The organism is Cohaesibacter haloalkalitolerans (assembly GCF_003574655.1).
Taxonomy (GTDB): Bacteria; Pseudomonadota; Alphaproteobacteria; order Rhizobiales; family Cohaesibacteraceae; genus Cohaesibacter; species Cohaesibacter haloalkalitolerans.
Map to the genome: position 1 here is coordinate 34,267 of NZ_QNUM01000003.1, position 25,454 is coordinate 59,720.

Consider the following 25,454-nt stretch of genomic DNA (forward strand, 5'->3'; position numbering starts at 1 on the left):
AACTTTGCTGCGCGGGGCTAAATCGGCTATACAGGGATACCTTATGACAGGGAAGAGATTCTCCTTTGACAGATACACAAGAAACAATTGCGGGCGGCGGGCACAGATCCGACATCAAGCCCGTTTCCATTACGGAAGAAATGAAGCGCAGCTATCTCGATTATGCCATGAGCGTGATCGTGAGCCGTGCATTGCCAGACGTTCGGGACGGCCTCAAGCCGGTGCATCGCCGCATCCTCTATTCGATGCATGAAAACGGCTACGAGTGGAACAAGGCCTATCGCAAGTCCGCTCGCGTCGTCGGTGACGTCATGGGTAAATATCACCCGCACGGTGACAGCGCCATTTATGATGCCCTTGTTCGTATGACGCAGGATTTCTCCCTGCGCGTTCCGCTGATCGAAGGCCAGGGTAACTTCGGCTCGGTCGACGGCGACAGCGCGGCTGCCATGCGTTACACGGAATGTCGCCTTGAAAAGGTTGCCTCCACACTGCTGGACGATCTGGACAAGGACACAGTCGACTTCATCGACAACTATGACGCATCCGAACGCGAACCGGCTGTTCTGCCTGCCAAATTCCCTGACCTGCTGGTCAACGGGGCAGGGGGCATCGCCGTCGGCATGGCCACCAACATCCCGCCGCACAATCTGGGCGAGGTCATCGACGCATCGGTTGCCCTCATCGACAATCCGTCCCTCAGCCCCGAAGAGCTGATGGAAATCGTGCCCGGACCGGACTTCCCCACCGGGGGTATCATTCTGGGCCGCGCAGGGATTCGCAGTGCTTACGCCACCGGCCGTGGTTCGGTCATGATGCGCAGCAAGGTCGATGTGGAGGAAATCCGCAAGGACCGCATGGCGCTCATCGTCACCGAAATTCCCTATCAGGTGAACAAGGCCACGATGATCGAGAAGATCGCCGAAGCCGTGCGTGACAAGCGCATTGAAGGCATCTCCGACATCCGCGACGAATCCGACCGCCAGGGCATGCGCGTGGTGATCGAGCTCAAACGCGACGCCGTTCCTGATGTCGTGCTCAACCAACTCTTCCGCTTCAGCCAGTTGCAGACTTCCTTTGGCTGCAACATGGTGGCGCTGAATGGCGGCAAGCCCGAGTTGATGAACCTGCGTGACATTCTGGTCGCCTTCAACGCCTTCCGCGAAGAAGTTGTCAGCCGCCGCACCAAGTTCCTGCTCAACAAGGCCCGTGATCGCGCCCATGTGTTGGTTGGTCTGGCCATTGCGGTCGCCAACATCGACGAGGTCATCCGGACCATTCGACAGGCACCAGACCCGACAACGGCTCGCATGCAGTTGATGGAACGCCGCTGGCCTGCGGAAGACGTGGCTCCCCTGATCACTCTGATCGATGATCCGCGCCACACGATTCACGAAGATGGCACCTACAACCTGTCTGAAGAGCAGGCCCGTGCCATCCTTGATCTGCGCCTGCAGCGCCTGACCGCTCTTGGCCGTGACGAAGTTGGCGACGAATTGAACGCTCTTGGCGAGAAGATTGCAGACTATCTCGATATTCTGCGCTCCCGCGAGCGGATCTTCACCATCGTCAAGGACGAGATGATCGCCCTCAAGGAAGAGTTTGCTACCCCGCGCAAGACAGAGATTATCGAAGGCGGCGCAGACTTTGACGATGAGGATCTGATCCAGCGCGAAGACATGGTCGTCACCTTCTCGCATTCCGGCTATATCAAGCGCGTGCCGCTGTCCACCTATCGCGCCCAGCGCCGTGGTGGCAAGGGCCGCTCCGGCATGTCGACCAAGGACGAGGATTTCGTCACGCGGCTGTTCGTGGGCAACACCCACACGCCGGTGCTGTTCTTCTCCTCGCGCGGCATCGCCTACAAGATGAAGGTCTGGCGTCTACCTTTGTCCGCGCCGCAAGGCAAGGGCAAGGCTCTCATCAACCTCCTGCCATTGCAGCAGGGCGAAATCATCACCTCCATTCTGCCGTTGCCTGAAGACGAGGAGAGCTGGGATACGCTCGATCTGATGTTCGCCACGGTGTCCGGCTCGGTCCGTCGCAACAAGCTGTCGGACTTCAAGCAGGTCAACCGCAACGGCAAGATCGCCATGAAGTTCGAGGATGGCGTGGAAGATGGCATTGTCGGGGTTGAGACCTGCAATGCAACCGACGACGTCCTGTTGACCACCGCTGATGGCCAGTGCATCCGCTTCCCGGTTGATGATGTTCGCATCTTCCAGTCCCGCGGCTCCACCGGCGTTCGTGGCATTCGTCTGGAACAGAACGACAAGGTCATTTCCATGTCGATCCTGCGCCACTTCGACGCCACACCGGACGAACGCACCGAATATCTGCGTCAGGCCAATGCGGCGCGCCGTGCGCTCAATGGTGAGAATGGCGATGACGGCATGGAAACGCCGACGGATGCTCCGGCAACCGCTCTGCCGATCGAGCGCTATGCAGAAATGGGGGCTGCCGAACAGTTTGTCCTGACCATTTCCGAAAATGGCTACGGCAAACGCACCTCGTCCTACGAGTATCGAACCTCCGGTCGTGGCGGCAAGGGTATCGTTGCCATGGCTGTCAACGAGCGCAACGGTCGCCTGATCGCAAGCTTCCCGGCGGAAGAGAGCGACCAGATCATGCTGGTGACCGATGGTGGCCAGTTGATCCGCTGCCCGATTGACGGCATCCGCATCGCCGGCCGTTCGACCCAGGGCGTCACCGTCTTCAAGACCCGCGAAGACGAACGCGTTGTTTCCGTCGAGCGCATTCCGGAAGACGAGAATGAGGAAGCGGAAGACGCAGCCGAGGCATCCGCCGACAGTAATGGCGCTGGCGAACAGCCTTCCGAAGACGGACCTCAGGAGGAATAGCCCTCCGACCCGATACGGACAAACAAATCAAAAGGGCTCCTCGGGAGCCCTTTTTCTTTTTGCAAAACACATCCCGAGATCAAGCACTGTACCGCGCCAAGAAAAAAGGCAAGCAATCCGCGAGGATCACTTGCCATCTTCAGGTCAGAATGTCGGTGGTGTCGCATGGAGTATCAATCCAATCCACCGGAGGGTAATTCTCGATCAGTTGAGCGCCAGGTCTACCGGAGCACAGGTCTGCGCCCCCTTGACGGCGATGCATTGGCCGGACTGATCACCATGCCAAAGCGAAAGACTGGGCATTTCGAAGCCGGTTCCATACCCTTCGGACAAAGCGGAATTTCCGCTCATGGCAATAAAGGTCAGCCCGACGAGGCACACCAGAATGCCCGTTGCCACGAAGAATTTGGTTTTGCGAACAGAAATCATCATCTGCTTCCCGGTTTCATGCGCCTCACTCTTTCCAGTCTCAGCCATTTTAAAGCTCCCGATATGAAAGACGACTGAGCAGGCCATTCATCTTTCATTCACCTTGGTTAACACCTGTCTCCTATAAGACGCGCGAGCAGCACAAATGGTTCAAAAATTTTTTCTTCCTTGTTTGTTAGACCATTTCTGTCTTGTACTTCAGCAAGGCTGAGGCTAGGACTTTGAGCATGACAGACAAAATCGCCATATACCCCGGATCCTTTGATCCCATTACTTTGGGTCACCTTGATATTGTGCAGCGCGCCTGCCACATCGTGGACAAGCTCGTGCTCGCGATTGGTGTCCACCACGGTAAGAAACCCTTCTTCTCAACCGAAGAGCGCTTTGCCTTGATCAACGAGGTGGTGGCGCCCATTGCCAGCCAGACAGGCACCGTTCTGGAAGTGGTGGCGTTCGACGATCTGGTAATCGATGTCGCGCGACGGGTAAATGCAACCATCCTGATCCGCGGCCTCAGAGACGGCACGGATTTTGACTATGAGATGCAGATGACCGGCATGAACGAAACGCTGGCACCGGAAATCCACACGATCTATTTGCCCTCCAGCGGTGCCGTTCGCCATATTGCTGCCAGCCTTGTGCGTCAGGTAGCAACGCTGGGAGGAGACATCTCTCCCTTTGTGCCTGACGCCGTTCAGGCTGCATTCGAACAGAAGCTTTCTAGCTGACAGGATTTTTTATGGCATTCTTTCATCGTACCCTGACCGGTCTTGCCTGCGCCCTGATGCTGGCATTGGCTGCCCCCATGGTCACCTCCATGGCTGCACAGGCACAGGACAAGGAAAACACCCTTTATCTCGACACCCAGTATGGCCGCGTCGTCATCGAGCTTTTGCCAGACATTGCCCCCAAGCATGTGGAGCGCATCAAGACTCTTGCCCGTCAGGGTTTTTATGACGGCATCAAGTTCCATCGCGTCATTGATGGCTTCATGGCCCAGACCGGCGACCCGCTCGGCAATGGCACCGGCGGCTCCGATCTGCCGGACCTCAAGGCCGAGTTCAACCGTTATTCCTTCACACGCGGTGTGGTCGGCATGGCCCGCAGCAGCAATCCGAACAGCGCCAACAGCCAGTTTTTCATCATGTTTGCTGATGCCCCATGGCTCAATGGCCAGTATACCGTCTGGGGCAAGGTCGTATCCGGCATGGAATTTGTCGACAAGCTGCACAAGGGCGAACCACCGCGCAACCCTGATGTCATCGTCAAGATGCAGGTTGCCGCTGACGCCAAATAGCGTCTGGTTGCCAACGAAATAACCCAAAGCCAAATCAGGGCTCTACCAAAGGCCCGTTCAAACCAACAAGGAATAGACAATTGGCAGAGATCAAAGATCCCGAAAACACACTCGTCATGGAAACAACCAAGGGTACGGTTGTGATCGCCCTTCGCCCGGACCTTGCTCCGGCCCACTGCGATCGCCTCAAGGAACTGGCTCGTGAAGGCTTTTATGACGGCATCGTCTTCCATCGCGTCATTGACGGCTTCATGGCTCAGGTTGGCTGCCCGTATGGCACCGGCACCGGCGGCTCTGACAAGCCGAACCTGAAGGCAGAGTTCTCCACCACGAAGCATGTCCGTGGATCCTGCTCCATGGCCCGCGCCATGGATCCGAACTCCGCCAACAGCCAGTTCTTCATCTGCTTTGACACCGCTCCTTGGCTCGACAACCAGTACACCTACTGGGGCGACGTCATCGAAGGCATGGAAAATATCGACAAGATCAAACGCGGTGAACCGGTACAGAACCCGGACAGCATCGTTTCCATGAAAGTTGCAGCCGACCTCTGAGGCCGGTTCTACACCCCATTGAAAAGCCCGGACCAGACATGACCGACAACACCCGTTTTCCAAAAATGCGCGTCGCCCGGTCCAGTCGCAACTTCGAAGCCATCCAGCGCTTCTATTGCACAGGTCTGGGCTTTTCCCTGCTTGGCTCCTTTGAGGGTCACAACGGCTTTGATGGCCTCATCATCGGCCACCCCGATGCCCCGTATCATCTGGAATTTACCCGGCAACAGGGGATAACCGCGCCCGTCGCCCCCGATGAAGAGGGTCTTCTCGTCTTCTACCTGCCGGACAGGGTGGATTGGCAGAAACGGGTTGATATGATGCGCAAGGCGGGATATGAACCCGTTCAATCCAACAATGACTATTGGGATGTCGACGGGATCACCTTTGAAGATCCCGACGGATATCGTGTTGTCCTGCAAAATCGTGCCTGGTCGAACTGAAGGACCGGGCGCTGTGAAACGCCCACTGAGAATTGTCCTGAACCATGCGCGTCGACTCTTTCGACTTTGATCTCCCGCAAGACTGTATCGCCCTGCGTCCTCACCATCCGCGCGATGAGGCAAAGCTTCTGCTTGTGCCGCCGTCCGGTGCCTTTGAAAACCACCGCGTGTTGAACCTTCCCGACTTTCTGGAACCGGGCGATGCGCTGGTGTTCAACGACACAAGGGTTATTCCAGCCGAGTTGACCGGCGACCGTGTTCGGGGAGACATTCGCGCCAACATCCATTTCAATCTGCACAAGCGGGAAGATCTGGCCACCTGGCGCGCTTTTGCCCGTCCGGCCAAGAAGCTGCAGCTGGGGGACCGCATCGAGTTTTCTGAGGGTTTCAGTGCTGAAATTTCCGAGAAAGGCGATGCTGGCGAGGTTTGTCTCGTCTTCAGTTGCAGCGGTCCGGAACTGGATCAGGCCATTGCCTCGGTCGGCCACATTCCCTTGCCGCCCTATATCGCCTCCAAGCGTGCCGAGGACGAAAAAGACAAGACCGACTACCAGACCATCTATGCCGACCGCGACGGCGCCGTTGCGGCTCCAACGGCCGGGTTGCATTTCACCGACCGCCTGTTCGGCATGCTCGACGCCAAAGGCATCGAACGCCATTTCGTGACCTTGCATGTCGGGGCAGGGACCTTCCTGCCGGTCAAGGCCGAAGACACGGATGATCACAAGATGCACGCCGAATGGGGGGAAATCACCCCGGAGCTGGCGGCAAGGCTCAACGCCGTGCATGCGCGGGGCAACCGCATCATTGCTGTCGGAACGACGTCTCTGAGGCTGCTGGAAAGCGCCGCCGACGCAAATCATGTGATCCAGCCCTTCTGCGGCGACACGGACATTTTCATCACCCCGGGCTACAAATTCCGTGCCATTGATGGCCTGATGACCAATTTTCATCTGCCGAAATCAACCCTGTTTATGCTCGTTTCCGCCATCATGGGGCGTGAGCGCATGCAGGCGGCCTATGCCCATGCCATTGCCAATGGTTACCGCTTTTATTCCTACGGAGATTCGTCACTGCTGCTGCCCGAGAAGACCAGCTGAGTGCCAAGGAGAGCTGACGAGATGACTGACAACACCCCAACTAGCGCCCTTAGCACCCCGCCGCTCGGTCACGACCGGATGAACAAGGGGCAGCCCGTACCGGAGCCGCGCCCGACCGAATTCGGGTTCAAGCTGCTGGCAACCGACGGCAAGGCTCGCCGTGGCGAGGTTTTCATGCCGCGCGGAATCATCCGCACACCGGCATTCATGCCGGTCGGCACTGTAGCAACCGTCAAGTTCATGTATCCCGGCCAAGTGCGGGATCTTGGTGCCGACGTCATTCTGGGCAACACCTATCATCTGATGCTGCGGCCCGGTGCAGAGCGCGTCGCGGCCCTTGGTGGCTTGCACACCTTCGCCAACTGGCCATACCCGATCCTGACCGACTCAGGCGGCTTTCAGGTCATGTCTCTGGCACAGCTGCGCAAGATGAGCGAGGAGGGGGTTGAATTCAAATCCCACATCGACGGCGCCAAATACATGATGACCCCGGAACGCTCGATCGAGATCCAGTGTCTGCTCGGATCTGACATTCAGATGCAGCTCGATGAATGCACGCGTCTGCCTGCCAAGGAATCAGAAATCGAAAAGGCCATGCAGCTTTCCCTGCGTTGGGCCGAGCGCTGCAAGACCCAGTTCGGCAACCGGCCTGGACAGGCGATGTTCGGTATCGTGCAGGGCGGTGATGTCCCGCGCCTGCGCGAGGAATCGGCTCTCGCCCTCAAGGCCATGGACCTCAAGGGCTATTCCATCGGCGGTCTGGCCGTGGGCGAGCCTCAGGCGGTCATGCTGGACATCCTCGATGTCACCTGTCCGATCCTGCCTGAGAACAAACCTCGCTACCTGATGGGCGTCGGTACGCCTGATGACCTTCTGGAAGCAGTCAGCCGCGGCGTTGACATGTTCGACTGCGTCATGCCGACCCGTGCCGGACGCCATGGTCTCGCCTTTACCCGCTTTGGCAAGGTCAATCTGAAGAACGCCCGCCACAAGGACGATCCGCGCCCGCTTGATCCCGAGAGCGATTGCCCGGCAGCGCGCGACTATTCTCGCGCCTATCTCTATCATCTGGTCAAGTCCAACGAAGCGCTTGGCGCCATGCTCCTGTCCTGGAACAATCTGGCCTATTATCAGACCCTGATGCAGGGGATGCGCGATGCCATTGAGCTGGGGCGCTTTGAGGACCACAAGGCCGAAGTGAAGGCCGCATGGGAGAGAGGCGACATGCCAGCGTTGTAAGGATCCAAGCAGCACTCAGCCCCGGCTGCGCTCAGGCTCAACAGCACTCAGGCAACAACTTTTGCAAGGCTGCATCATTTCCATGGTGCGGCCTTTTTCATGCACACAGGAATCAGGCACTCAACTTGAGGCCAGCCATGAGGCGACACCAAAGGCACAGAACTGCGCCGCGCAAAAGACGATTCAATGAAAGAAAAGGGGTGGTACGCCATCAAGGGTTCGAACCTTGGACCGTCCGATTAAGAGTCGGATGCTCTACCAGCTGAGCTAATGGCGCTTAACCTAAACAAGCTTTGAAGCGTTGTTTATCGTTTCGATGACAGTCTTCTACCAGAGATCAGAGAAAAAGCAATATACGGGAATGTACGGTTTTTGACTTTCTTCACCGCTTTGTTTGAAAAGACGTCTTTTTCCGGATTTTATCAACAAGGCATGCACATGACAAAGCCATCGACCAACCTTATCAGGCTGATTTCATAACTGAATCGCGATGTCGGGGAGGAGGAGAATGGTATGCCCGGAGGGATTCGAACCTTCGACCGTCCGATTAAAAGTCGGATGCTCTACCAACTGAGCTACGGGCACAAACTCTATAACGACAGTGAAACCGCCGCATTGCCTTTTCGTTAAAGGCCGGACCCTTGTAGCAGAAAAAACCATTCAGTCGAGTAGCGAATTCCACTTAATCCGGTTTTCTACAACATATTTGCCGAAGCAACCGGGCCAACAAAAAAGGCCAAAACATTCCCATTCGGTCCATCAAGAACTTTGGCTAAGATCTTCAAAAAGGGAGAGAAATGGTATGCCCGGAAGGATTCGAACCTTCGACCGTCCGATTAAAAGTCGGATGCTCTACCAACTGAGCTACGGGCACTTAACGTTGGTGAGCGCTGTTGTAACGCATTTTTCGTCTCAGTCAACACCCTCGACAAATTCATTTTGCTTTTCGTGGAAAACCTCCACCATGGTCATAATTTCGTAGTTTCCTGCGCCAAGATCGAGCCCAAGTGGCTGTTTTGGCCCCACTTGCTGTCAGTTTCAAATACAAGAAAGTGTGGTCAAAAGAACGTACAATCCTGTCAGAACCACATCATGGGTGGATAAACAGGACCTGCCGGGTCACATTTCCTCCTGCCATGTTAAAGCTGGTGGGGAAACCTTTTAAGAAGCCAGTCATAAGAAGCGAAAAATCGCATCAGCGTGATTGGACATTGACGAGTGCAGCCCCTATCAAGGACCACCTCGCCAAAACGGAATCGGCCAGTGGCCATTCCTGCGGAACGATGAAGGAGCAGACAGTTGAATTTCGATGTATCCATCACCGGCGCGATTCTCGCCGGCTTCATCTCCTTCATTTCGCCTTGTGTGCTACCGCTGGTGCCTCCATACCTGTGCTATATAGCTGGCGTCAGCATGGATGAGTTCACCGGCAACAAGGACCAGCAGCGGGCCGCGACTCGCATTTTTTTCTCCGCCTTGGCCTTCGTGTTGGGCTTTACGACCATTTTCGTGCTGTTGGGGGCGGGGGCTTCGGCTGCCGGGCAGTATCTGAAGCTTTATTCAGGCTTCTTCTCCTACGTCGCCGGAGCGATCATCATCATCATGGGGCTGCATTTTCTCGGCGTCTTCCGCATCGCGCTGCTCTATCGCGAAGCGCGGGTCAATGTGCAGAAGAAGCCAGCAGGAATCGTTGGCGCCTATCTCATCGGACTGGCCTTCGCCTTTGGCTGGACGCCCTGCATTGGACCGGTTCTGGCGACCATTCTGGCCATTGCCGGTACGGAAGAAAATGTCCAGCGCGGCATGCTGTTGCTGACGTCTTACAGCCTCGGCCTTGGCGTACCCTTCCTGCTGGCCGCCTTGTTTGCAGGGCAGTTCATGGGCGCCATGCAGCGCTTTCGCAAGCATATGGGAACGGTTGAGAAGGTTATGGGCGCACTGCTGGTCATCACCGGCATTCTGTTCATCACCGGTCAGGTACAGAATGCGGCCTTCTGGCTACAGGAAATGCTCCCCGGCCTCAGCACAATTGGCTGAACGATTTGGCATCTGGAATCAAAAAGGGTCCGGAATCACTTCCGGGCCCTTTTCTTTGAACATCACGACGCTGTTCCAATCAGTCCTGAGCGACTGCTGCTGTGCTCCTCTGTCTTCTGAGCAGGCTGAGCGGGAAGGTCGCCATAATGACGCCCCCCATGACCAGAACAAAGCCGACGAGGTGGAACAGGCGGAAGTCCTCACCAAGGAACATCACCGCCATGAAAATCCCGAACGGCGGCATCAGATACAGCGCCAGACCGGCCGTGGAAGGCCCCAGAACGCGGATCATGTATTGATAGGCCAGCAAGGCCCCGATTGAGGCAGAGAAAACCAGCCCGCCAACGCTGAGCCACTGTTCCATCTGGGTTGGCAGCGTGTCATAGACAATGTTCTCCCAGATCACGAACGGAATCTGGATCGCCGCACCAACGAGCCCGACAACCGTGAACATGCCGATTGTCGAAAGCGACTGAAACAGCGCCTTCTTGGAAAGCACCGTATAAATCCCCCATGTCGTGGCGGCGGCAACGAACAGCAGATCACCACTGGAGAAACGGATCGTCAGCAGGGTTTCCAGATGTCCCTTGCAGACGATCAGCAGCACACCGGCAAAGCCGAGAATGATGCCCATGGCCTCGCGCAACGAGATCTTGCGCCCCCGAAAGATCCATTCAAGCAGAATGATGATGATCGGGCATGCAGAATAGATCAGCGTTCCGTTGGTCGCAGACGTGTGCTTGAGCGCAAAGTAAACACCAGAGCCGCTGAACCCCATCCCCATGAAGGCGGTAATGAGAATGAGCTTCCATTCCGCCAGCAGGCGCTTGCGGTTTGCATAGAGCGAAGACCAGGCAAAGGGCAAAACGAGCAGCGACGCAAGACCCCAGCGCAAAAAGGTGAGGGTGAAAGGTTCAATCGACCGAACAGCCGCAGCACCGACAATGATGTTGGAGGCAAAGAAAATCGGGCACACTGCCATCAGCAGATAGGCAAACAATTTGGGAGACAAGGGAATGATCCATGGAGGAGAGGCTGAATTTTGCACGGATACTACTGAAGTTTCATGCCCTTAACAATGGCTATTTGTCGACAGCCAACATGCAGCAAGGCAAATCCGCCCAATACGCTTCCGGGCTCTAGTTCAGCGCCAGTCGCTGTCCCATGAAGGCAGAGACGGTGCAGTCATAATTGGCATAGTTAAGCTCGGCACATACCGAGGCAGCCTGAGCCGCATTGGAAATCGGCCCGAGGATCAGGTGCAGTTTCAAATTGCCGTCAGCCCCCTGAATGACGCGCGTGAGCGGACGCATGGTCCCCACGAGCGTTTTTTGCTGGGCCGAAACTTCCCGCCAAGCAGAGCTGATATCGGAAATCGACACGAAGGCCCCAAGGTCAAGCCCGAACTCGGTCTGGCTTGCAGGCAGCATGACAACCGGGGTCGGGGTGGCGACGATCTGGCTCTCCGGTTCGGAGCTGTCTTTCTCATCCGTTTTTGCATCCACCGGCGTGACCATCACCATGCTGGAAGGCTTCACCCGAGGAAGCATCGGCCTCACAGGCTCGGCACTCTTCGCGCTACCAACATCCAGATCCATTGTCAGTGGCTGCTCGGTGATCTTCATGTTGGGAATTCCTGGCTTGAACGGATCAAACGCCCCGCCGGATTGTTCAGTGTGAGTCGCGGTCTTGTCGATTGATCCGGTCGACTGGGGATCAACCATCTGAGAGCTTTTAGCAGCTGAGATGAACGGACTGCGGCTATCTTCCTGACGCGGCAGGTCTACGACACGCACCCGCGACGCGCTATCGCCCAACTCCAGACTGGCCAGGCGTTGCCGCAGCCGGTCATTGTCGTCGCGCAGTCTCTGTGTCGTCACATGAAAGGCCTGCACTTCCTGCTTGAGGCTTTTCAGTTCGGCAATGAGTTCCTGCAACTGACGGGAGTCTTCTCCCGATTGTTTCGCAAACGGATCGAAGGCCTTGTTCTGCCGGTCAACGAGAGAGGCGGTCTGGGGAGAAGAGGCTGTCTGGGGAGAGAATGTCTCGACCGGTTCGATGGAACCGGTGATAAGGCGCGTGTCAACGCCCCCCACCGTAGATGCAACGGTAGTGGTGTTGGCGGAATCACCGGTGTCATCCACCATCGTCAAGGCAACCAAACCGGTAAGCACTGCCGCAAACGCCCAACCGGCCATCATGGTCACATCGAAGATGGCTTTGCCTGGCCGCGCCATACAAATGCCTCCTTAGCGCGCGAATCTTTTTGGTTCACGCAATGTTAAGGAAAGTCTTTTTTTCCTGTTACCGCAAGGCCCGTTCGTATATCTGTTTCAATTGTTCCTTAGGAAATTTCTTCAAATAGATCATTACGCAACAAAGAGTTGGTCGCAGGAGGCATTTGATGACGCATCGCTCATGTCAGGCAATCATACTGGCAGCCGGACACGGCACCCGGATGAAATCGAAAACACCAAAGGTCCTTCACAAGGTGGCCGGCCTGTCGATGGTGGGTCATGTTGCGCGGGCAGCAAAGGACGCTGGCGTCGAGGAAGTTGCTCTGATCGTCGGCCCCGATATGGAGCCGGTGCTTAAGGATGCACAGAGGATGCACCCCAATGTCGTTGCCTGCGAACAAACAGAACGTCTGGGCACCGCCCATGCCGTGTTGGCCGCCCGTGACCATCTGATCGATGCCAAAGACGATGTGATCGTGCTGTTTGGCGACACGCCCTTGCTGCGCAGTGAGACCATTGCGGCCATGCGCGAGAAACTTGCGGCAGGCTACGATGTGGTCGTTCTGGGCTTTCGCACCGACACGCCGGAACCCTATGGACGCCTTTTGGAAAAGGACGGCAATCTGGTTGCCATTCGCGAAGCCAAGGACTGCACCGAAGAGGAATTCAAGGTATCCTTCTGCAATGGCGGCATCATGGGCTTTGCCGGGGCAGGGTTGCTGGATCTGCTCGACAGCATCGAGACCAACAATGCGCAGGGCGAGTATTACCTTACCGATGCCGTCGAGATTGCCAACGCGCGCGGCCTCAAGGTAACAGCCATCGAGGCAGACGAATCCGAGCTGCAGGGCGTCAACAGCCGCGCTCATCTGGCCAGAGTGGAAGCCACCTTCCAGCAGAGGGCGCGTGAGGAAGCCATGGCAGGAGGGGTCACCCTTGTCGCGCCGGAAACCGTTTTCTTTTCCTATGATACGAAACTGGGGCAGGATATCACCATCGAACCCAATGTCATTTTTGCACCCGGCGTGACCGTCGGCGACGACGTGACCATTCTGGCCAATTGCTATTTCGAAGGAGCAGTGATCGGTGAGGGATGCGCCATAGGACCCTATGCCCGTCTGCGTCCCGGTGCGGTGCTCGAAAAGAAAGCCAAGGTCGGCAACTTTGTCGAGATCAAGAAGGCCATTGTGGAAGAGGGCGCCAAGGTCAACCACCTGTCCTACATCGGCGATGCCCGCGTTGGTGCCAAGGCCAACATCGGTGCAGGCACCATCACCTGCAACTATGATGGCTTCAACAAGTTCAAGACCGATATCGGCAAGGGTGCGTTCATCGGATCCAACACCGCACTCGTTGCTCCGGCGACCATCGGTGACGGCGCAATCATCGGAGCAGGCAGTGTCATCACAGACCCTGTTAACCCTGACGATCTGGCGTTCACGCGCTCGCGCCCCATTGTCAAGGCAGGCTGGGCAGCAGCTTTCCGAGAGAAAAAGAAAAAAGAAAACAAATAGATGGAATGTTTTTGAGAGGGGTAGAAAGCCCCTCTTTTCAATTGCGTTAGAAACTGCAATCCGATTTGATTTCTCAAATCAGAAAGCTCTGCGTTACTGGTTACCCAAGACATAGACATCTTGATTCAATATTTTTGGGAAAGACATTGCCATGTGTGGAATTGTTGGAATTCTAGGTAAAGAAGCTGTAGCGCCCCAGCTGGTTGACGCTCTCAAACGGCTCGAATATCGCGGATACGATTCCGCCGGGGTCGCCACAATCTGCAACAAGACCCTGGACCGCCGTCGTGCGCCCGGCAAGCTGCGCTATCTGGAGCAGTTGCTGAGCGGCAATCCGTTGCCGGGCACCATCGGCATCGGCCACACGCGCTGGGCCACCCATGGCATTCCCAATGAGACCAACGCCCACCCACATCGGGCTGGCAATGTGGCTGCCGTGCACAACGGCATTATCGAGAACTTCCGCGAACTGCGCGAAGAGCTGACCGCCAAAGGCCATGTGTTCGAGTCGGAAACCGACACGGAAACGGTCGTTCATCTCATCCACGACGAGATTCTCGCTGGCAAGAAGCCGGTAGAGGCCGTCGCTGCCGTTCTCGGTCGTCTGGAAGGGGCTTTCTCGCTGGCCATCATCTTCGGTGATGAAGAAGACCTGATGATCGGTGCCCGTCGCGGCTCTCCGCTTGCAGTCGGCCATGGCGATGGCGAAATGTATCTCGGGTCTGATTCCTTTGCTCTCGCCCCTTTCACCGATGAGGTCACCTATCTGGAAGAAGGCGACTGGGTGGTTCTGACCAGAACATCGGCCACCTATTTCGACGAAAACAACAATCAGGTCGAGCGCAGCAAGACCACGGCACAGGCTGCGGCCAATATCGTCGACAAGGGCAACTTCAAGCATTTCATGGAAAAGGAAATCCATGAGCAGCCGGAAGTCATCCAGCACACGCTGTCCCACTATGTCGATTTTGCCAATGGCACAGTGCGCCTGAACGAAGCCCTGCCGTTCGACTTTGCCACCCTCAGCCGCATTTCTCTCAGCGCCTGCGGCACCGCCTATTATGCTGGCGTCGTCGCCAAATACTGGTTCGAACGGCTGGCCCGCATTCCGGTTGACATGGATGTCGCCTCCGAGTTCCGTTATCGCGAAATGCCGATGCCGGAGAATGGTCTGGCGCTGTTCATCTCCCAGTCCGGCGAAACTGCTGATACACTGGCATCCCTGCGCTACTGCAAGCAGCAGGGACAGCATATCGCTTCCATCGTCAACGTGCCGGAAAGCACCATCGCCCGCGAGAGTGACGTGATCTTCCCGACCCTTGCCGGTGTTGAAATCGGCGTTGCCTCGACCAAGGCCTTCACCTGCCAGCTGTCCGTGCTGCTGGCCCTTGCCATCATGGCGGGACGCGCACGGGGCACCATCACGGCAGACGAAGAGAAAGCCTATGTCAAGGCGCTGAGCGAATTGCCGAAATTCATCCGTCAGGCCCTCAAGCCGAACGCATCCCTGTCGGATCTCGCCCATGAGCTCTCAAAGGTCAAGCATGTTCTCTATCTGGGTCGCGGCTCCAACTTCCCGCTGGCTCTGGAAGGCGCCTTGAAGCTCAAGGAAATCTCCTACATCCATGCAGAAGGCTACGCCGCCGGTGAATTGAAGCATGGCCCGATCGCGCTCATTGACGAGACCATGCCGGTCGTCGTTATCGCGCCGCACGACGGATATTACGAGAAGACGGTGTCCAACATGCAGGAAGTCGCCGCCCGCGATGGCCGCATCATTCTGATCACCGACGAACTCGGCGCATCCAAGAACTCCCTTGATGACGCCACGATGATCGTCCTGCCAACCGTGCCGGAAGTCATCGCACCCATCGTCTTTGCCCTGCCGGTGCAGTTGCTTGCCTATTACACCGCCAACTTCATGGGCACCGATGTGGACCAGCCGCGCAACCTTGCCAAATCGGTGACCGTGGAATAATGAGGGTCTGAAATTCCTCTCACTCAGCCTGCTTGCCCAAGAAGGGCAGGCGGGCACAAGAAATGTCTCATGAAGATCGCGCTCCGCCCCATCAAGCTTGAAGACCTGCCACAATACCGCAAGCTCATCGCCCCGACACAAGCCTACCATCGCTTGAACGGGCCCTATATGGGCATGCCAACAGCAGCCGATCAGAACAAGAAGATCATGGAATTCGGCTTTGAGCTGACCAAGCCGAACCCGAGCTTCAATTTCAAACTGATTTTCGATGAAGAGGACGGTCGTGTCCTCGGCGAGGTGTCCTACTACTGGAAGGATCAGCGCACCAACTGGCTGGAGGTCGGCATCGTCCTGTTCAACCAGACGGACTGGGGCAGGGGCATCGGAACCGTTGCCTTGCCGCTTTGGATAGACCGGCAACTGGCCGAACGCCCGGCGCTAGTTCGCATCGGCCTCACCACATGGTCCGGCAATGCTGGCATGATGGCCCTTGCGGAACGGATCGGCCTCAAGCTGGAAGCCTGCTACCGCAAGGCCAGAATCCTCGACGGCAAGTATTTTGACTCCCTGAGCTACGGCATTCTGCGCGAGGAATGGGACCAGTTGCGCGCACACCCCGCCTCAAACGCCAACAAAGCTCAGTCTCAGCGCTAATCCTTCGGGCCATCCGGTCGGGTGCCGACATAGAGCGCCGAGGCGGCAAAGAACAACATCACCGGAAGCAACAACCAGACCCCCGGTCGCGCGAACACAATAAACATGGCAAAGCCAAAAGCCATCCCGCCAAAGGCAAAATATTTCGCCCTGCGGCTGATCGCTCCATGGTCTCGCCACGCAACAACCGGCGGTCCGAACAGCTGATGATCGAGAATCCATGCTTCAAGCCGTGGCGATGAATGGGTGAAGCAGAAGGCGGCCATGATGAAAAAGACCGTCGAAGGCAACACCGGCAGAAAGGCACCGACAATGCCTATTGCGGTAAGGGCCAGACCCGACAGAAAATAGAAAGGCCGCTTGAGCTGTTTCATCCAAAATCATCCGCTGACAGTGCAGCCCGACGCCTCAAAAAGGGAGTATGAACTCCAGAAATATTTATTGCGACGCTCAACTGCAACATGCGTAGCCCATAATTCGGGCAGGAAACTGATTTCTTCATCTTTTAAGTAGACACAGGGCGCATTATCTTTATAGGCAGGAAAGAATATCTTGACCTGCCATAAATGCCAAAAGACATAGGCTTGCTGGCCCCCAATTGACGGCCGGCGGCAAAGCGTGGTCAAGCACAGGGTTTTCGACCTCAAAAGGCCGGGATTGAACGGAACAAACACAGATGACATCGAAGAATGAAGACAAAAAGGGTCCAATCGAACTCGGCAGGCTGACCTTTGGTGCCCGTGTGAGAAACTATTTCCTGATGGGTCTGGTCATCGCGGCTCCAATCGGCATCACGATCTACATCACCTGGGCGTTCATCGGCTGGGTTGACTCCACCGTCAAACCCTACATTCCGCATATCTATAACCCGGACAACTATCTGCCATTCTCCGTGCCGGGTGTCGGTCTGGTCTTCTCCTTCCTGATCCTGACGATCCTCGGATTCCTGACGGCCAACTTCGTCGGGCGCTCACTGCTGACCTTTGGCGAAGTGCTCGTCGGCCGCATGCCGCTGGTACGCAACCTCTACAACGCGCTCAAACAGATTTTCGAAACGGCTCTCTCCCAGAAGGGCAAGACCTTCACCAAGGCAGCTGTTGTTGAATACCCACGCCGCGGCATCTGGGCACTTGCTTTCGTTGCCACGGAAACGATGGGCGAGGTAGCACACCGGATTGAAGACCGGGAGAAACCCGGTGACGACCATGAGGGCTATATTTCCGTCTTTCTGCCGACCACGCCGAACCCGACATCCGGCTTCCTGCTGTTCGTACCGCGCAATGACGTCATCATGCTGGACATGAGCGTTGAGGATGCAGCCAAGCTCGTCGTCTCTGCCGGTCTGGTCACCCCCAAGTTCATCACCAAGAATGCGACCGAGGAAGACAAGCCAAAGGCGCACAAGAAATTCGGCTCCAAGGGCGCGTCAAAGGATGTATCCCCGGCAAATGACGTGGCCTCGACGGACGAGGACAGCAAACCGAAGTCCAAGCGCATGGAAGTGGCAGAATGATCAGAAGCGGCAAGGCCGTGCATCAGCCGGCTTTCAGCAGCAGAATGGCTTCGTCGCGCCCGAACAGATAGAGCAGATCCCTTAAGGGTTCCCCGCGCTTGCCCTGAAGACCGGGGTCCATTTCCACGATCAGCCGTGCCTCCTTGCGTGCCATCTCCATCAGATCCTTGTGCGCCTCGGCATCCGTCACCCTGAACCCGGGCATACCGGACTGCTTTGTGCCTAGAACATCGCCTTCACCGCGCAACCGCAGATCAGCCTCGGCAATGCGGAACCCGTCCTCGGTCTCCCTCATCATGTTGAGGCGTTCCTTGGCGACCGATCCGAGCGGCCCCTGAAACAGCAGGATGCAGGAAGAGGCCTTGTCGCCACGGCCAACGCGACCGCGCAACTGGTGCAACTGCGCCAGCCCGAACCGCTCGGCATGTTCAATCACCATGATGGTCGCCTCGGGCACGTCAACGCCGACCTCGATCACGGTTGTTGCCACAAGGATCTGCGCGTCACCATCCTTGAAATGATCCATGGCGGATTTCTTCTCCTCCGCCGACATCCGCCCGTGAATAAGCTCCACCCGATGGCCAAAGACCGCCTTGAGGCTCTCGTGCCGCTCTTCGGCAGCCGTCGCATCAAGCAGCTCGGATTCTTCCACCAACGGACAGACCCAATAGCATTTGGCGCCCTTTTCAAGCTGTGCGGCGAGGCGTGACACCAGCTCACCGAGCCGGTCCAGTGACATGGTCCGCGTCTCGATCGGCTTGCGCCCGGCAGGCTTCTCGGTAAGCAGAGACACATCCATGTCACCATAATGGGTCAACACCAGCGTGCGCGGGATGGGCGTAGCCGTCATCACCAGAAGGTCTGTCGCAACACCCTTGTCCGACAACATCAGGCGTTGCTGTACGCCAAACCGATGCTGTTCATCGACAATCGCCAGCCCCAGATCGGCAAACACCACCGATTGCTGGAACAGCGCGTGGGTGCCGATCAGAAAATCGATATCACCTTTTTCAAGTGCCTGCAGGATCTGTCGCTTGACCGCAGCGCTGTCCTTGCCCGTCATCACGGCCACCCGAATGCCCACCGTCTCGCAAAGGCGGCGGACGGACTGATAATGCTGCCGCGCCAGCAGATCCGTCGGAGCCATCATCGCCGCCTGAGCACCGGACTCGATGACATCGGCCGCCGCCATCAGCGCCACCATGGTCTTGCCACTGCCCACATCGCCCTGAACCAGCCGCAGCATGCGTTCCGGCAAGGCCAGATCGGCCTCGATCTCGGCGATTGCCTGTTGCTGGCTGCCAGTCAACGTGAAGGGCAGGGCATCAATCAAGGCATCCTTGAGCTTTCCATCCCATTGCCGCGCCAGCCCCTTGGCCTTCTTGACATTGCTGCGAACCAGCGACAGGGCCAACTGGCTGGCAAGACATTCGTCATAGGCAATCCTGCGCCGTGCCGGGGAAAGAAGATCGAGATCGGACAACCCGATCGGATTGTGGATGCGGTCGAGCGCTTCGTGGAAGGCTGGCCAGTGTTCACGATCAAGCAATGCCGTCTCCTGCCATTCGGGCAGCGGCGGCATCTCTTCAAGGCAGGCCTGAACCGTCTTGTGCACCACCTTGCCCGAAAGCCCTGCGGTCAGCGGATAGACCGGCTCGATCAACGGCATGGAGGCAAAATCATCCTCATCGACCACATGATCGGGATGGGTGATTTGCGGAACGCCATTGAAGCGCTCAAGCCTGCCGGAGACGAACCGGACAGAGCCGACGGGCATCTGTCGTTCCAGATAGCCGCCATTGGCGTGAAAATAGGTGAGGGTGATCTCGCCCGTTTCGTCATGAGCAAGAACGCGATAGGGAACACGCTTGTTGTTGCGGGGTGGCGGCAAATGCTTGTCGATTGTCAGGCGCACCGTGACGATGAACCCGTCAGGCGCTTCCGCAAGGGATGGCTGCAAGCTACGGTCAATGACCGCCACAGGCATGTGCAACAACAGGTCGATCCGTCGGCTCGGCTGCAACACGTCGCCCCGCAAAAGCCGCGAGAAGGCCTGACCGATCTTCGGCCCCACCCCTTTGAGGGTCGTCAGGGAAGCGAAATAGCTGTTGAGACGGTCGGGGCGCATCGGTCGAGATCTGATTCCGTAAATTGGCACGCATTTACACCAACCATGGCCAACTCAGGGGGCGGCGTCAATACATGTTCTCCTTTTGTTTTGTGATAGACTATCGATCAATGGCTGACAAGCAGCCTCACAGTGGTTATACAGGGTCAACAAGTGACTAAGCCCTAAAGGAGCAAACGACCATGTCCCACGGCACGACCCGCAGCAGCGAAGGTTTGGATGTACGGCACAAGAAGATTCTCATGCGTGCCTGGCACCGGGGCGTCAAGGAAATGGACCTGATGCTGGGACGGTTCGTCGACAACGAGCTCGACAAGCTGACCGATGAGGAACTGGACCAGCTGGAAATGCTGATGGACCAGCATGACCGCGACCTGATGCAGTGGTTTACCAACGAGCTGCCAGTGCCGGAAGCCTTTGACTGTCCGATGTTCCACCGGATCAAGAACTACCACAAGAATTTCGAGTCCGGCCTTCTCTGAGGCCTTCCTGCCCTTATATTGCTTTTTGCCAAGCTGGCGGACAAGGCCTTTAGCTGCTATAGAGCCTGTCCGCCTTTTGCATTCACACACACGACCTTTTCCTGCCATGACCACTATTGCCGACGCCCTTGCCAAGTCCATGATGCTTCACGTCAGCCACGTTCCGGACGGGCTGGAGGGGTTGGCTGTTGCCGAAGTCGCTGAAGCGCATCTCAAGCAAACAGCAGGCAAGACACTGGCTGCGGTCTATATCGCCCGCGACGATCGCCGCATGGCTGCCATGGAGGAGGCGCTCAAATTCTTTGCGCCGAAGCTCACCTGTCTGTCGCTACCTGCGTGGGATTGTGTGCCCTATGATCGCGTGTCGCCGAATGCGGAAATCTCGGCCCGGCGGATGACGGCCCTGTCGCGGCTGGCCTATGCCAGCTTTACGAGCCCGGTCATCCTGCTGACCTCGGTCAACGCCATGCTGCAGCGTGTCCCCAGCAAGGCTTCTGTCAAAAAGCAGAGCTGGTCGGCAAAACCGGGCAACTCGGTCGATATGGATGAGCTCATCGTCTGGCTGGAAACCAACGGCTTCCTGCGCACACCGACGGTCAGGGAACATGGCGAATATGCGGTCAGGGGCGGCATCGTTGATCTGTTCGTGCCCGGCGCAGAGGAACCGGTGCGCCTCGACTTTTTCGGCGACACGCTGGAGAGCATCCGCAAGTTCGACCAGAACACCCAGCGCACGGTTGGCCAGCTCAAGGGCATCGACCTTGTCTCCGCCTCCGAAGTGGTGTTGACCGATGAGGCAATCTCCAGTTTCCGACGCCGATATACCTCCAATTTTGGCGCCTCGACCCGCGACGATCTGCTCTATCAGGCCATCTCGAACGGTCATCGCTATCAGGGCATCGAGCACTGGCTGCCCTATTTCAACGACGATTTGCAGACGCTGTTCGACTTCACCGACGAGGCCCCGGTCATTCTCGACCCGCTGAGCGATGAAGCCATCAAGGAACGGATGGAGCTGATCAAGGACCATTATGCCGCCCGCAGGGAAGCGCTTGAGTCCGGCCTCGATCAGGGCGTGCCCTACAAGCCGGTTGAGCCGCATCTGCTCTATCTGGACCGCGAGGCCTGGACCAGCATCCTCGGCACCCAGAAGCGCGTGCGACTGTCTCCGTTCGACATCCCCGAAACCGGGGTAGAAACCATCGTTGATCTTGGTGGCAAGCAGGGACGCACCTTTGCAGCCGAACGCAGCGCCGAAAATGTCAACGTCTTCGATGCGCTGATCGACCACATCAAGGCCCTCAAGAAGGACAACAAGCGCGTCACCATCGCCTGCTGGACACCTGGCACCGCCGAGCGTATGCATCAGGTTCTGACCGACCACGAGATGACCGGGCTGGTGCCCTATGAAACATGGCAGGCGCGGCAGGTCATCAAGTCCAATCAGGTCGGTCTCACCGTTCTTGAGCTGGAAAGCGGCTTTGCCATCGACCGCGACGTGGTCATCGGCGAGCAGGATATCCTAGGCGACCGCCTCATTCGCAACAAGCGCCGCCGCAAGAAAAGCTCTGACGTTCTGACAGAGGCCTCAAGCCTTTCCGAAGGCGATATCGTCGTACATATCGAGCACGGTATCGGCCGCTTCATGGGGCTGCAGACCGTCGATGCAGCCGGTGCACCACACGACTGTCTCGAAATTCACTATGCCGGCGGCGACAAGCTGTTCCTGCCGGTCGAAAACATCGAGCTTCTCTCGCGCTACGGCTCGGAAGACACCGAGGCGCAGCTTGACAAGCTGGGTGGTGTCGCCTGGCAGGCCCGCAAATCGAAGATGAAAGAGCGGATCCGCATGATGGCGGACCAGCTGATCAAGGTTGCGGCCGAGCGCGAACTGCGTCAGGCAGAGCGTGTAACGCCGCCTGAAGGCCTCTATGACGAATTCGTCGCCCGCTTCCCGTTCGACGAGACCGAAGACCAGTTCAACGCCATCGAACAGGTATTCGACGACATGGGTTCGGGCCGTCCGATGGATCGCCTCATCTGCGGCGATGTTGGCTTTGGCAAGACCGAGGTTGCCCTGCGCGCCGCCTTTATCGCCGCCATGAACGGCAAGCAAGTCGCCGTGGTGGTCCCCACCACGTTGCTTGCCCGCCAGCATTACAAGAATTTCGCCGACCGCTTCGTCGGGTTCCCGCTCAATATCGCCCAGGCATCGCGGCTGGTTTCCTCCAAGCAACTGTCCGACACCAAGAAGGGCCTCAAGGACGGCTCCGTCGACATTGTCATCGGCACCCACGCGCTGCTTGGCAAGAGCATCGAATTCCGTGACCTTGGCCTGCTGATCATCGACGAGGAACAGCATTTCGGCGTCAAGCACAAGGAACGCCTCAAGGAACTGCGCGCCGACGTCCACGTCCTGACCCTGTCCGCGACCCCGATTCCGCGTACCTTGCAGCTTGCACTCACCGGTGTGCGCGAACTCTCGCTCATCGCCACGCCGCCGGTCGACCGTCTCGCTGTGCGCACCTTCATCTCGCCGTTTGATGCGCTCACCATCCGCGAAGCCCTGCTGCGAGAACGCTATCGCGGCGGCCAGAGCTTCTATGTCTGCCCGCGTGTTTCCGACATCGCCGAAATCCAGCGGTTCCTTGAAGAACAGGTACCGGAAGTCAAATTCGCCATCGCCCATGGCCAGATGCCCGCCGGGCAGCTTGATGACATCATGACGGCTTTCTATGACGGCAAGTTCGACGTTTTGCTCTCCACGACCATCGTGGAATCCGGCATCGACGTGCCCACCGCCAACACGCTGATTGTCCACCGCGCCGACATGTTCGGCCTTTCCCAGCTTTATCAGCTCAGAGGCCGCGTTGGCCGCTCCAAGACCCGTGCCTATGCGCTCTTCACGGTTCCGGCCAAGAAAACCCTGACGCCGACCGCCGAACGCCGCCTCAAGGTGTTGCAGAGCCTCGACACCCTTGGCGCAGGCTTCCAGCTCGCCAGCCACGACCTTGACATTCGCGGCGCGGGCAACCTCTTGGGCGAGGAACAGTCCGGCCACGTCAAGGAAGTCGGTTACGAGCTTTATCAGCAGATGCTGGAAGAAGCCGTAGCGTCGCTGCGCTCTGGCGATCTGACCATCATGGAAGACAAGTGGTCGCCGCAGATTTCCATCGGCACACCGGTACTGATCCCGGACAGCTACGTCCATGATCTGCAGTTGCGGCTCAACCTCTATCGGCGCCTTGCCGACCTGGTGGAAGCGGACGAAATCGATGAATTCGGCTCCGAGCTGACTGACCGTTTTGGTCCGCAGCCCGAGGAGGTCAAGCATCTGCTCAAGATTGTCTATATCAAGGGTCTGTGTCGCAAGGCCAATGTCGAGAAGATCGACGCCGGACCGAAAGGGGCCGTCGTATCCTTCCGCAACAACGAATTCGCCAACCCGGCCGGTCTTGTGCAATATCTCACGGAACAGGGAACACTGGCCAAGATCCGCCCGGATCAGAAGGTCTTCCTGGCGCGCGATTGGAAATCGTCTGCAGACCGTCTCAAAGGCACGGCCGTCATCATGACGCAGCTGGCACGACTGGCCCTCAGCGCAAAATAGCCCTGAGGGGTCACCCGTCAGAAGCGGACGACCGGATTCTCGAACAGGTCCCTGAGGATGCGTTCGACATTGAATTCCGGGCTGCGTGTGTCGCAATAATGCAGGGAGAAGTCGAGCGATACATAGACCGCCCGTTCCGAATGCTGCTCGACAAAGGGACTGAGCTGGACAATCGAGCGGATACGCTGCAGTGCCAACCGCGCCTCAAACAGATCGGTATCGGGAAAGAAGCCGACCATGAAGCCATTATCGAGCCGCGCCAACAGATCTTCCGCCCGCATCAGCGACGAGATGAGGCGGCCCACCTTGGCCAACAGAGCCGGTGGCAGGCGATCCCCGCCACGCTTTTCATGCACGGCATCAAACGAAAGATCGAACCCCACGAAGGTCACCGATGCGCCGGCATCTTCCTGCTGCAAGACCTCCAGATGCGATTTGAGGAACTCTTCCGAATAAAGCCGCGTGACAGCATCCGTCGGCATCAGCAGGCGGGCTTCGGAAAAGATCTTGCGCAACTGCAACCGATAGCGTTCCTCACGCACCAGAATGTCAAAGCGGTTCTCGAAAAAGCGCTCGGAGAAGGGGAAGGAGACGATGTCGTTTGCCCCGGCAGCAAGCCCCGCCAACCCGTCCTGAACGGCCCGCTTATGACAGACAAGGATAATCGGGAAGGAGAAATAGTTTGGATTGCGGCGCAGGTCGGCAATGAACTCGATCAGATGCTCGTTATAGTCACTGAGCTCCACGACCAGAGCATCGAACGACTTGGCCTCCAGATAGTGCATCGCCATCGACGGGGTCAGTGCGGCAATGGTCTCGACAGTATCTGGCAGGGCGACCTGTACCGGCAGAAAGGCAGCACCGGCACCAAGATAGAGCAGGCTCTGCTTGTCAAGGTCACGCGGCGGAGGAACGACTGGCAGCCCAACCCCGAACCGCTTGAAGGTGAGAGACCGGCGCTCTGCCTCACGCCGCATCGTCGCCAACCGCATCAGGGACGTCAGCCGATTGGCGATGAGATCCTGGGTGAGGGGAGGCTTCAGAATGTCGGCAAAAGGCTTCATCTGCTCTTCGGTCAGTGCCAGGGCTGAGTCCGCAATGGCTACCATCGGCACCCGAGCATCGGAGAAGCCATATTCCTTGCGCAACGCCACCGCCCGCTCGATAAAGGCGGCAACATCTTCGCCCTCCACGTCAAACAGATCGACCAGCAAAATACCCGACGCCAGCGAGACCGGATCAATCGGTTTTTCGGAAAAGACATAGTGCGACCAGACTGCAAAGTCAGCCTGTGTAAGCACATCGGCCCATTGCGGTGTATCTAGGCCAAGATCAGTCGAGGTAAAAATCAGAGCATGCTTGGCCATTCGGCTGCCTT

The 25,454-nt window shown here is 57.4% G+C and carries 20 protein-coding genes and 3 tRNA genes; 14 read left to right on the top strand and 9 right to left on the bottom strand.

From position 1 onward, the window contains the following. The first annotated feature begins 140 nt into the window (after nucleotides 1-140). Nucleotides 141-2,861 (top strand): DNA gyrase subunit A, encoded by a 2,721-nt coding sequence (gene gyrA, locus DSL70_RS07740; RefSeq protein ID WP_119307856.1) that lies wholly within the window; start codon nucleotides 141-143, stop codon nucleotides 2,859-2,861. Nucleotides 2,862-3,065: 204 nt separating this feature from the next. On the opposite strand, the gene DSL70_RS07745 is transcribed toward gyrA, so the two are convergent. Next, complete coding sequence (locus DSL70_RS07745; protein ID WP_162916458.1) at nucleotides 3,066-3,338, bottom strand: hypothetical protein; 273 nt, start codon at nucleotides 3,336-3,338, stop codon at nucleotides 3,066-3,068. A gap of 179 nt (nucleotides 3,339-3,517) precedes the next feature. Between DSL70_RS07745 and coaD the strand changes: the two genes are divergently transcribed. The 6 genes from coaD to tgt all read left to right on the top strand — a co-directional run bounded on the left by coaD (nucleotide 3,518) and on the right by tgt (nucleotide 7,923). After that, a complete protein-coding gene (gene coaD, locus DSL70_RS07750) occupies nucleotides 3,518-4,018 on the top strand; it encodes a pantetheine-phosphate adenylyltransferase (RefSeq protein WP_119307366.1) in 501 nt (166 codons plus the stop codon). 56 nt (nucleotides 4,019-4,074) lie between these two features. Then, nucleotides 4,075-4,587 carry a peptidylprolyl isomerase gene (locus DSL70_RS07755; protein ID WP_119307857.1) on the top strand — a complete coding sequence of 171 codons (513 nt, stop codon included), beginning with the start codon at nucleotides 4,075-4,077 and terminating at the stop codon, nucleotides 4,585-4,587. 80 nt (nucleotides 4,588-4,667) lie between these two features. Further along, nucleotides 4,668-5,141 (top strand): peptidylprolyl isomerase, encoded by a 474-nt coding sequence (locus DSL70_RS07760; protein ID WP_119307367.1) that lies wholly within the window; start codon nucleotides 4,668-4,670, stop codon nucleotides 5,139-5,141. 38 nt (nucleotides 5,142-5,179) lie between these two features. Beyond that, the gene (locus DSL70_RS07765) at nucleotides 5,180-5,584 is read left to right on the top strand and encodes a VOC family protein (RefSeq protein WP_119307368.1); all 405 of its coding nucleotides are present in this window, start codon (nucleotides 5,180-5,182) and stop codon (nucleotides 5,582-5,584) included. Between the two features lie 44 nt (nucleotides 5,585-5,628). Then, nucleotides 5,629-6,684 (top strand): tRNA preQ1(34) S-adenosylmethionine ribosyltransferase-isomerase QueA, encoded by a 1,056-nt coding sequence (gene queA / locus DSL70_RS07770; RefSeq protein WP_119307369.1) that lies wholly within the window; start codon nucleotides 5,629-5,631, stop codon nucleotides 6,682-6,684. A gap of 78 nt (nucleotides 6,685-6,762) precedes the next feature. Next, nucleotides 6,763-7,923 carry a tRNA guanosine(34) transglycosylase Tgt gene (gene tgt, locus DSL70_RS07775; protein WP_119307858.1) on the top strand — a complete coding sequence of 387 codons (1,161 nt, stop codon included), beginning with the start codon at nucleotides 6,763-6,765 and terminating at the stop codon, nucleotides 7,921-7,923. A 201-nt stretch (nucleotides 7,924-8,124) separates the two neighbouring features. Here tgt and DSL70_RS07780 read toward each other — a convergent pair. The 3 genes from DSL70_RS07780 to DSL70_RS07790 form a co-directional block, all read right to left on the bottom strand. Then, nucleotides 8,125-8,200, bottom strand: a tRNA-Lys gene (locus DSL70_RS07780). A gap of 232 nt (nucleotides 8,201-8,432) precedes the next feature. After that, nucleotides 8,433-8,508: transfer RNA gene (locus tag DSL70_RS07785), tRNA-Lys, on the bottom strand. A 213-nt stretch (nucleotides 8,509-8,721) separates the two neighbouring features. Further along, nucleotides 8,722-8,797 (bottom strand) — tRNA-Lys (locus DSL70_RS07790). 425 nt (nucleotides 8,798-9,222) lie between these two features. Between DSL70_RS07790 and DSL70_RS07795 the strand changes: the two genes are divergently transcribed. Further along, nucleotides 9,223-9,960, top strand: a complete 738-nt coding sequence (locus DSL70_RS07795) for a cytochrome c biogenesis CcdA family protein (RefSeq protein WP_119307370.1) — start codon at nucleotides 9,223-9,225, stop codon at nucleotides 9,958-9,960. Between the two features lie 79 nt (nucleotides 9,961-10,039). On the opposite strand, the gene DSL70_RS07800 is transcribed toward DSL70_RS07795, so the two are convergent. Together DSL70_RS07800 and DSL70_RS07805 are read right to left on the bottom strand one after the other, a co-directional pair. Next, complete coding sequence (locus tag DSL70_RS07800) at nucleotides 10,040-10,972, bottom strand: DMT family transporter (RefSeq protein WP_119307371.1); 933 nt, start codon at nucleotides 10,970-10,972, stop codon at nucleotides 10,040-10,042. Nucleotides 10,973-11,099: 127 nt separating this feature from the next. Then, a complete protein-coding gene (locus DSL70_RS07805; protein WP_119307372.1) occupies nucleotides 11,100-12,197 on the bottom strand; it encodes an SPOR domain-containing protein in 1,098 nt (365 codons plus the stop codon). A gap of 167 nt (nucleotides 12,198-12,364) precedes the next feature. Here DSL70_RS07805 and glmU point away from each other — a divergent pair, with 167 nt between their 5' ends. The 3 genes from glmU (at nucleotide 12,365) to DSL70_RS07820 (ending at nucleotide 16,343) form a co-directional block, all read left to right on the top strand. After that, a complete protein-coding gene (glmU, locus tag DSL70_RS07810; protein WP_119307373.1) occupies nucleotides 12,365-13,711 on the top strand; it encodes a bifunctional UDP-N-acetylglucosamine diphosphorylase/glucosamine-1-phosphate N-acetyltransferase GlmU in 1,347 nt (448 codons plus the stop codon). Nucleotides 13,712-13,862: 151 nt separating this feature from the next. Next, nucleotides 13,863-15,689, top strand: a complete 1,827-nt coding sequence (gene glmS / locus DSL70_RS07815) for a glutamine--fructose-6-phosphate transaminase (isomerizing) (protein WP_119307374.1) — start codon at nucleotides 13,863-13,865, stop codon at nucleotides 15,687-15,689. Nucleotides 15,690-15,758: 69 nt separating this feature from the next. Further along, on the top strand, nucleotides 15,759-16,343 hold the full coding sequence (locus DSL70_RS07820) for a GNAT family N-acetyltransferase (RefSeq protein WP_119307375.1): 585 nt from the start codon (nucleotides 15,759-15,761) through the stop codon (nucleotides 16,341-16,343). Here DSL70_RS07820 and DSL70_RS07825 read toward each other — a convergent pair. After that, on the bottom strand, nucleotides 16,340-16,717 hold the full coding sequence (locus tag DSL70_RS07825) for a YbaN family protein (protein WP_119307376.1): 378 nt from the start codon (nucleotides 16,715-16,717) through the stop codon (nucleotides 16,340-16,342). The two genes, DSL70_RS07820 and DSL70_RS07825, sit on opposite strands and share 4 nt — an antisense overlap. Before the next feature lie 302 nt (nucleotides 16,718-17,019). Between DSL70_RS07825 and DSL70_RS07830 the strand changes: the two genes are divergently transcribed. Further along, nucleotides 17,020-17,856, top strand: coding sequence for a DUF502 domain-containing protein (locus DSL70_RS07830; protein WP_119307377.1), 837 nt, complete (start codon nucleotides 17,020-17,022; stop codon nucleotides 17,854-17,856). Between the two features lie 22 nt (nucleotides 17,857-17,878). On the opposite strand, the gene recG is transcribed toward DSL70_RS07830, so the two are convergent. Then, nucleotides 17,879-19,984, bottom strand: a complete 2,106-nt coding sequence (recG, locus tag DSL70_RS07835; protein WP_119307378.1) for an ATP-dependent DNA helicase RecG — start codon at nucleotides 19,982-19,984, stop codon at nucleotides 17,879-17,881. 182 nt (nucleotides 19,985-20,166) lie between these two features. On the opposite strand from recG, the gene DSL70_RS07840 reads away from it, so the two are divergent. Together DSL70_RS07840 and mfd are read left to right on the top strand one after the other, a co-directional pair. Further along, on the top strand, nucleotides 20,167-20,466 hold the full coding sequence (locus DSL70_RS07840) for an FAD assembly factor SdhE (protein WP_119307379.1): 300 nt from the start codon (nucleotides 20,167-20,169) through the stop codon (nucleotides 20,464-20,466). Nucleotides 20,467-20,572: 106 nt separating this feature from the next. After that, nucleotides 20,573-24,076: a transcription-repair coupling factor gene (gene mfd, locus DSL70_RS07845; RefSeq protein ID WP_119307380.1), complete on the top strand. Its 3,504-nt coding sequence runs from the start codon at nucleotides 20,573-20,575 to the stop codon at nucleotides 24,074-24,076. A 17-nt stretch (nucleotides 24,077-24,093) separates the two neighbouring features. Here the strand turns inward: mfd and DSL70_RS07850 are convergent, their stop codons facing one another. Continuing rightward, a complete protein-coding gene (locus DSL70_RS07850) occupies nucleotides 24,094-25,443 on the bottom strand; it encodes a diguanylate cyclase domain-containing protein (protein ID WP_119307381.1) in 1,350 nt (449 codons plus the stop codon). Nucleotides 25,444-25,454: the final 11 nt, after the last annotated feature.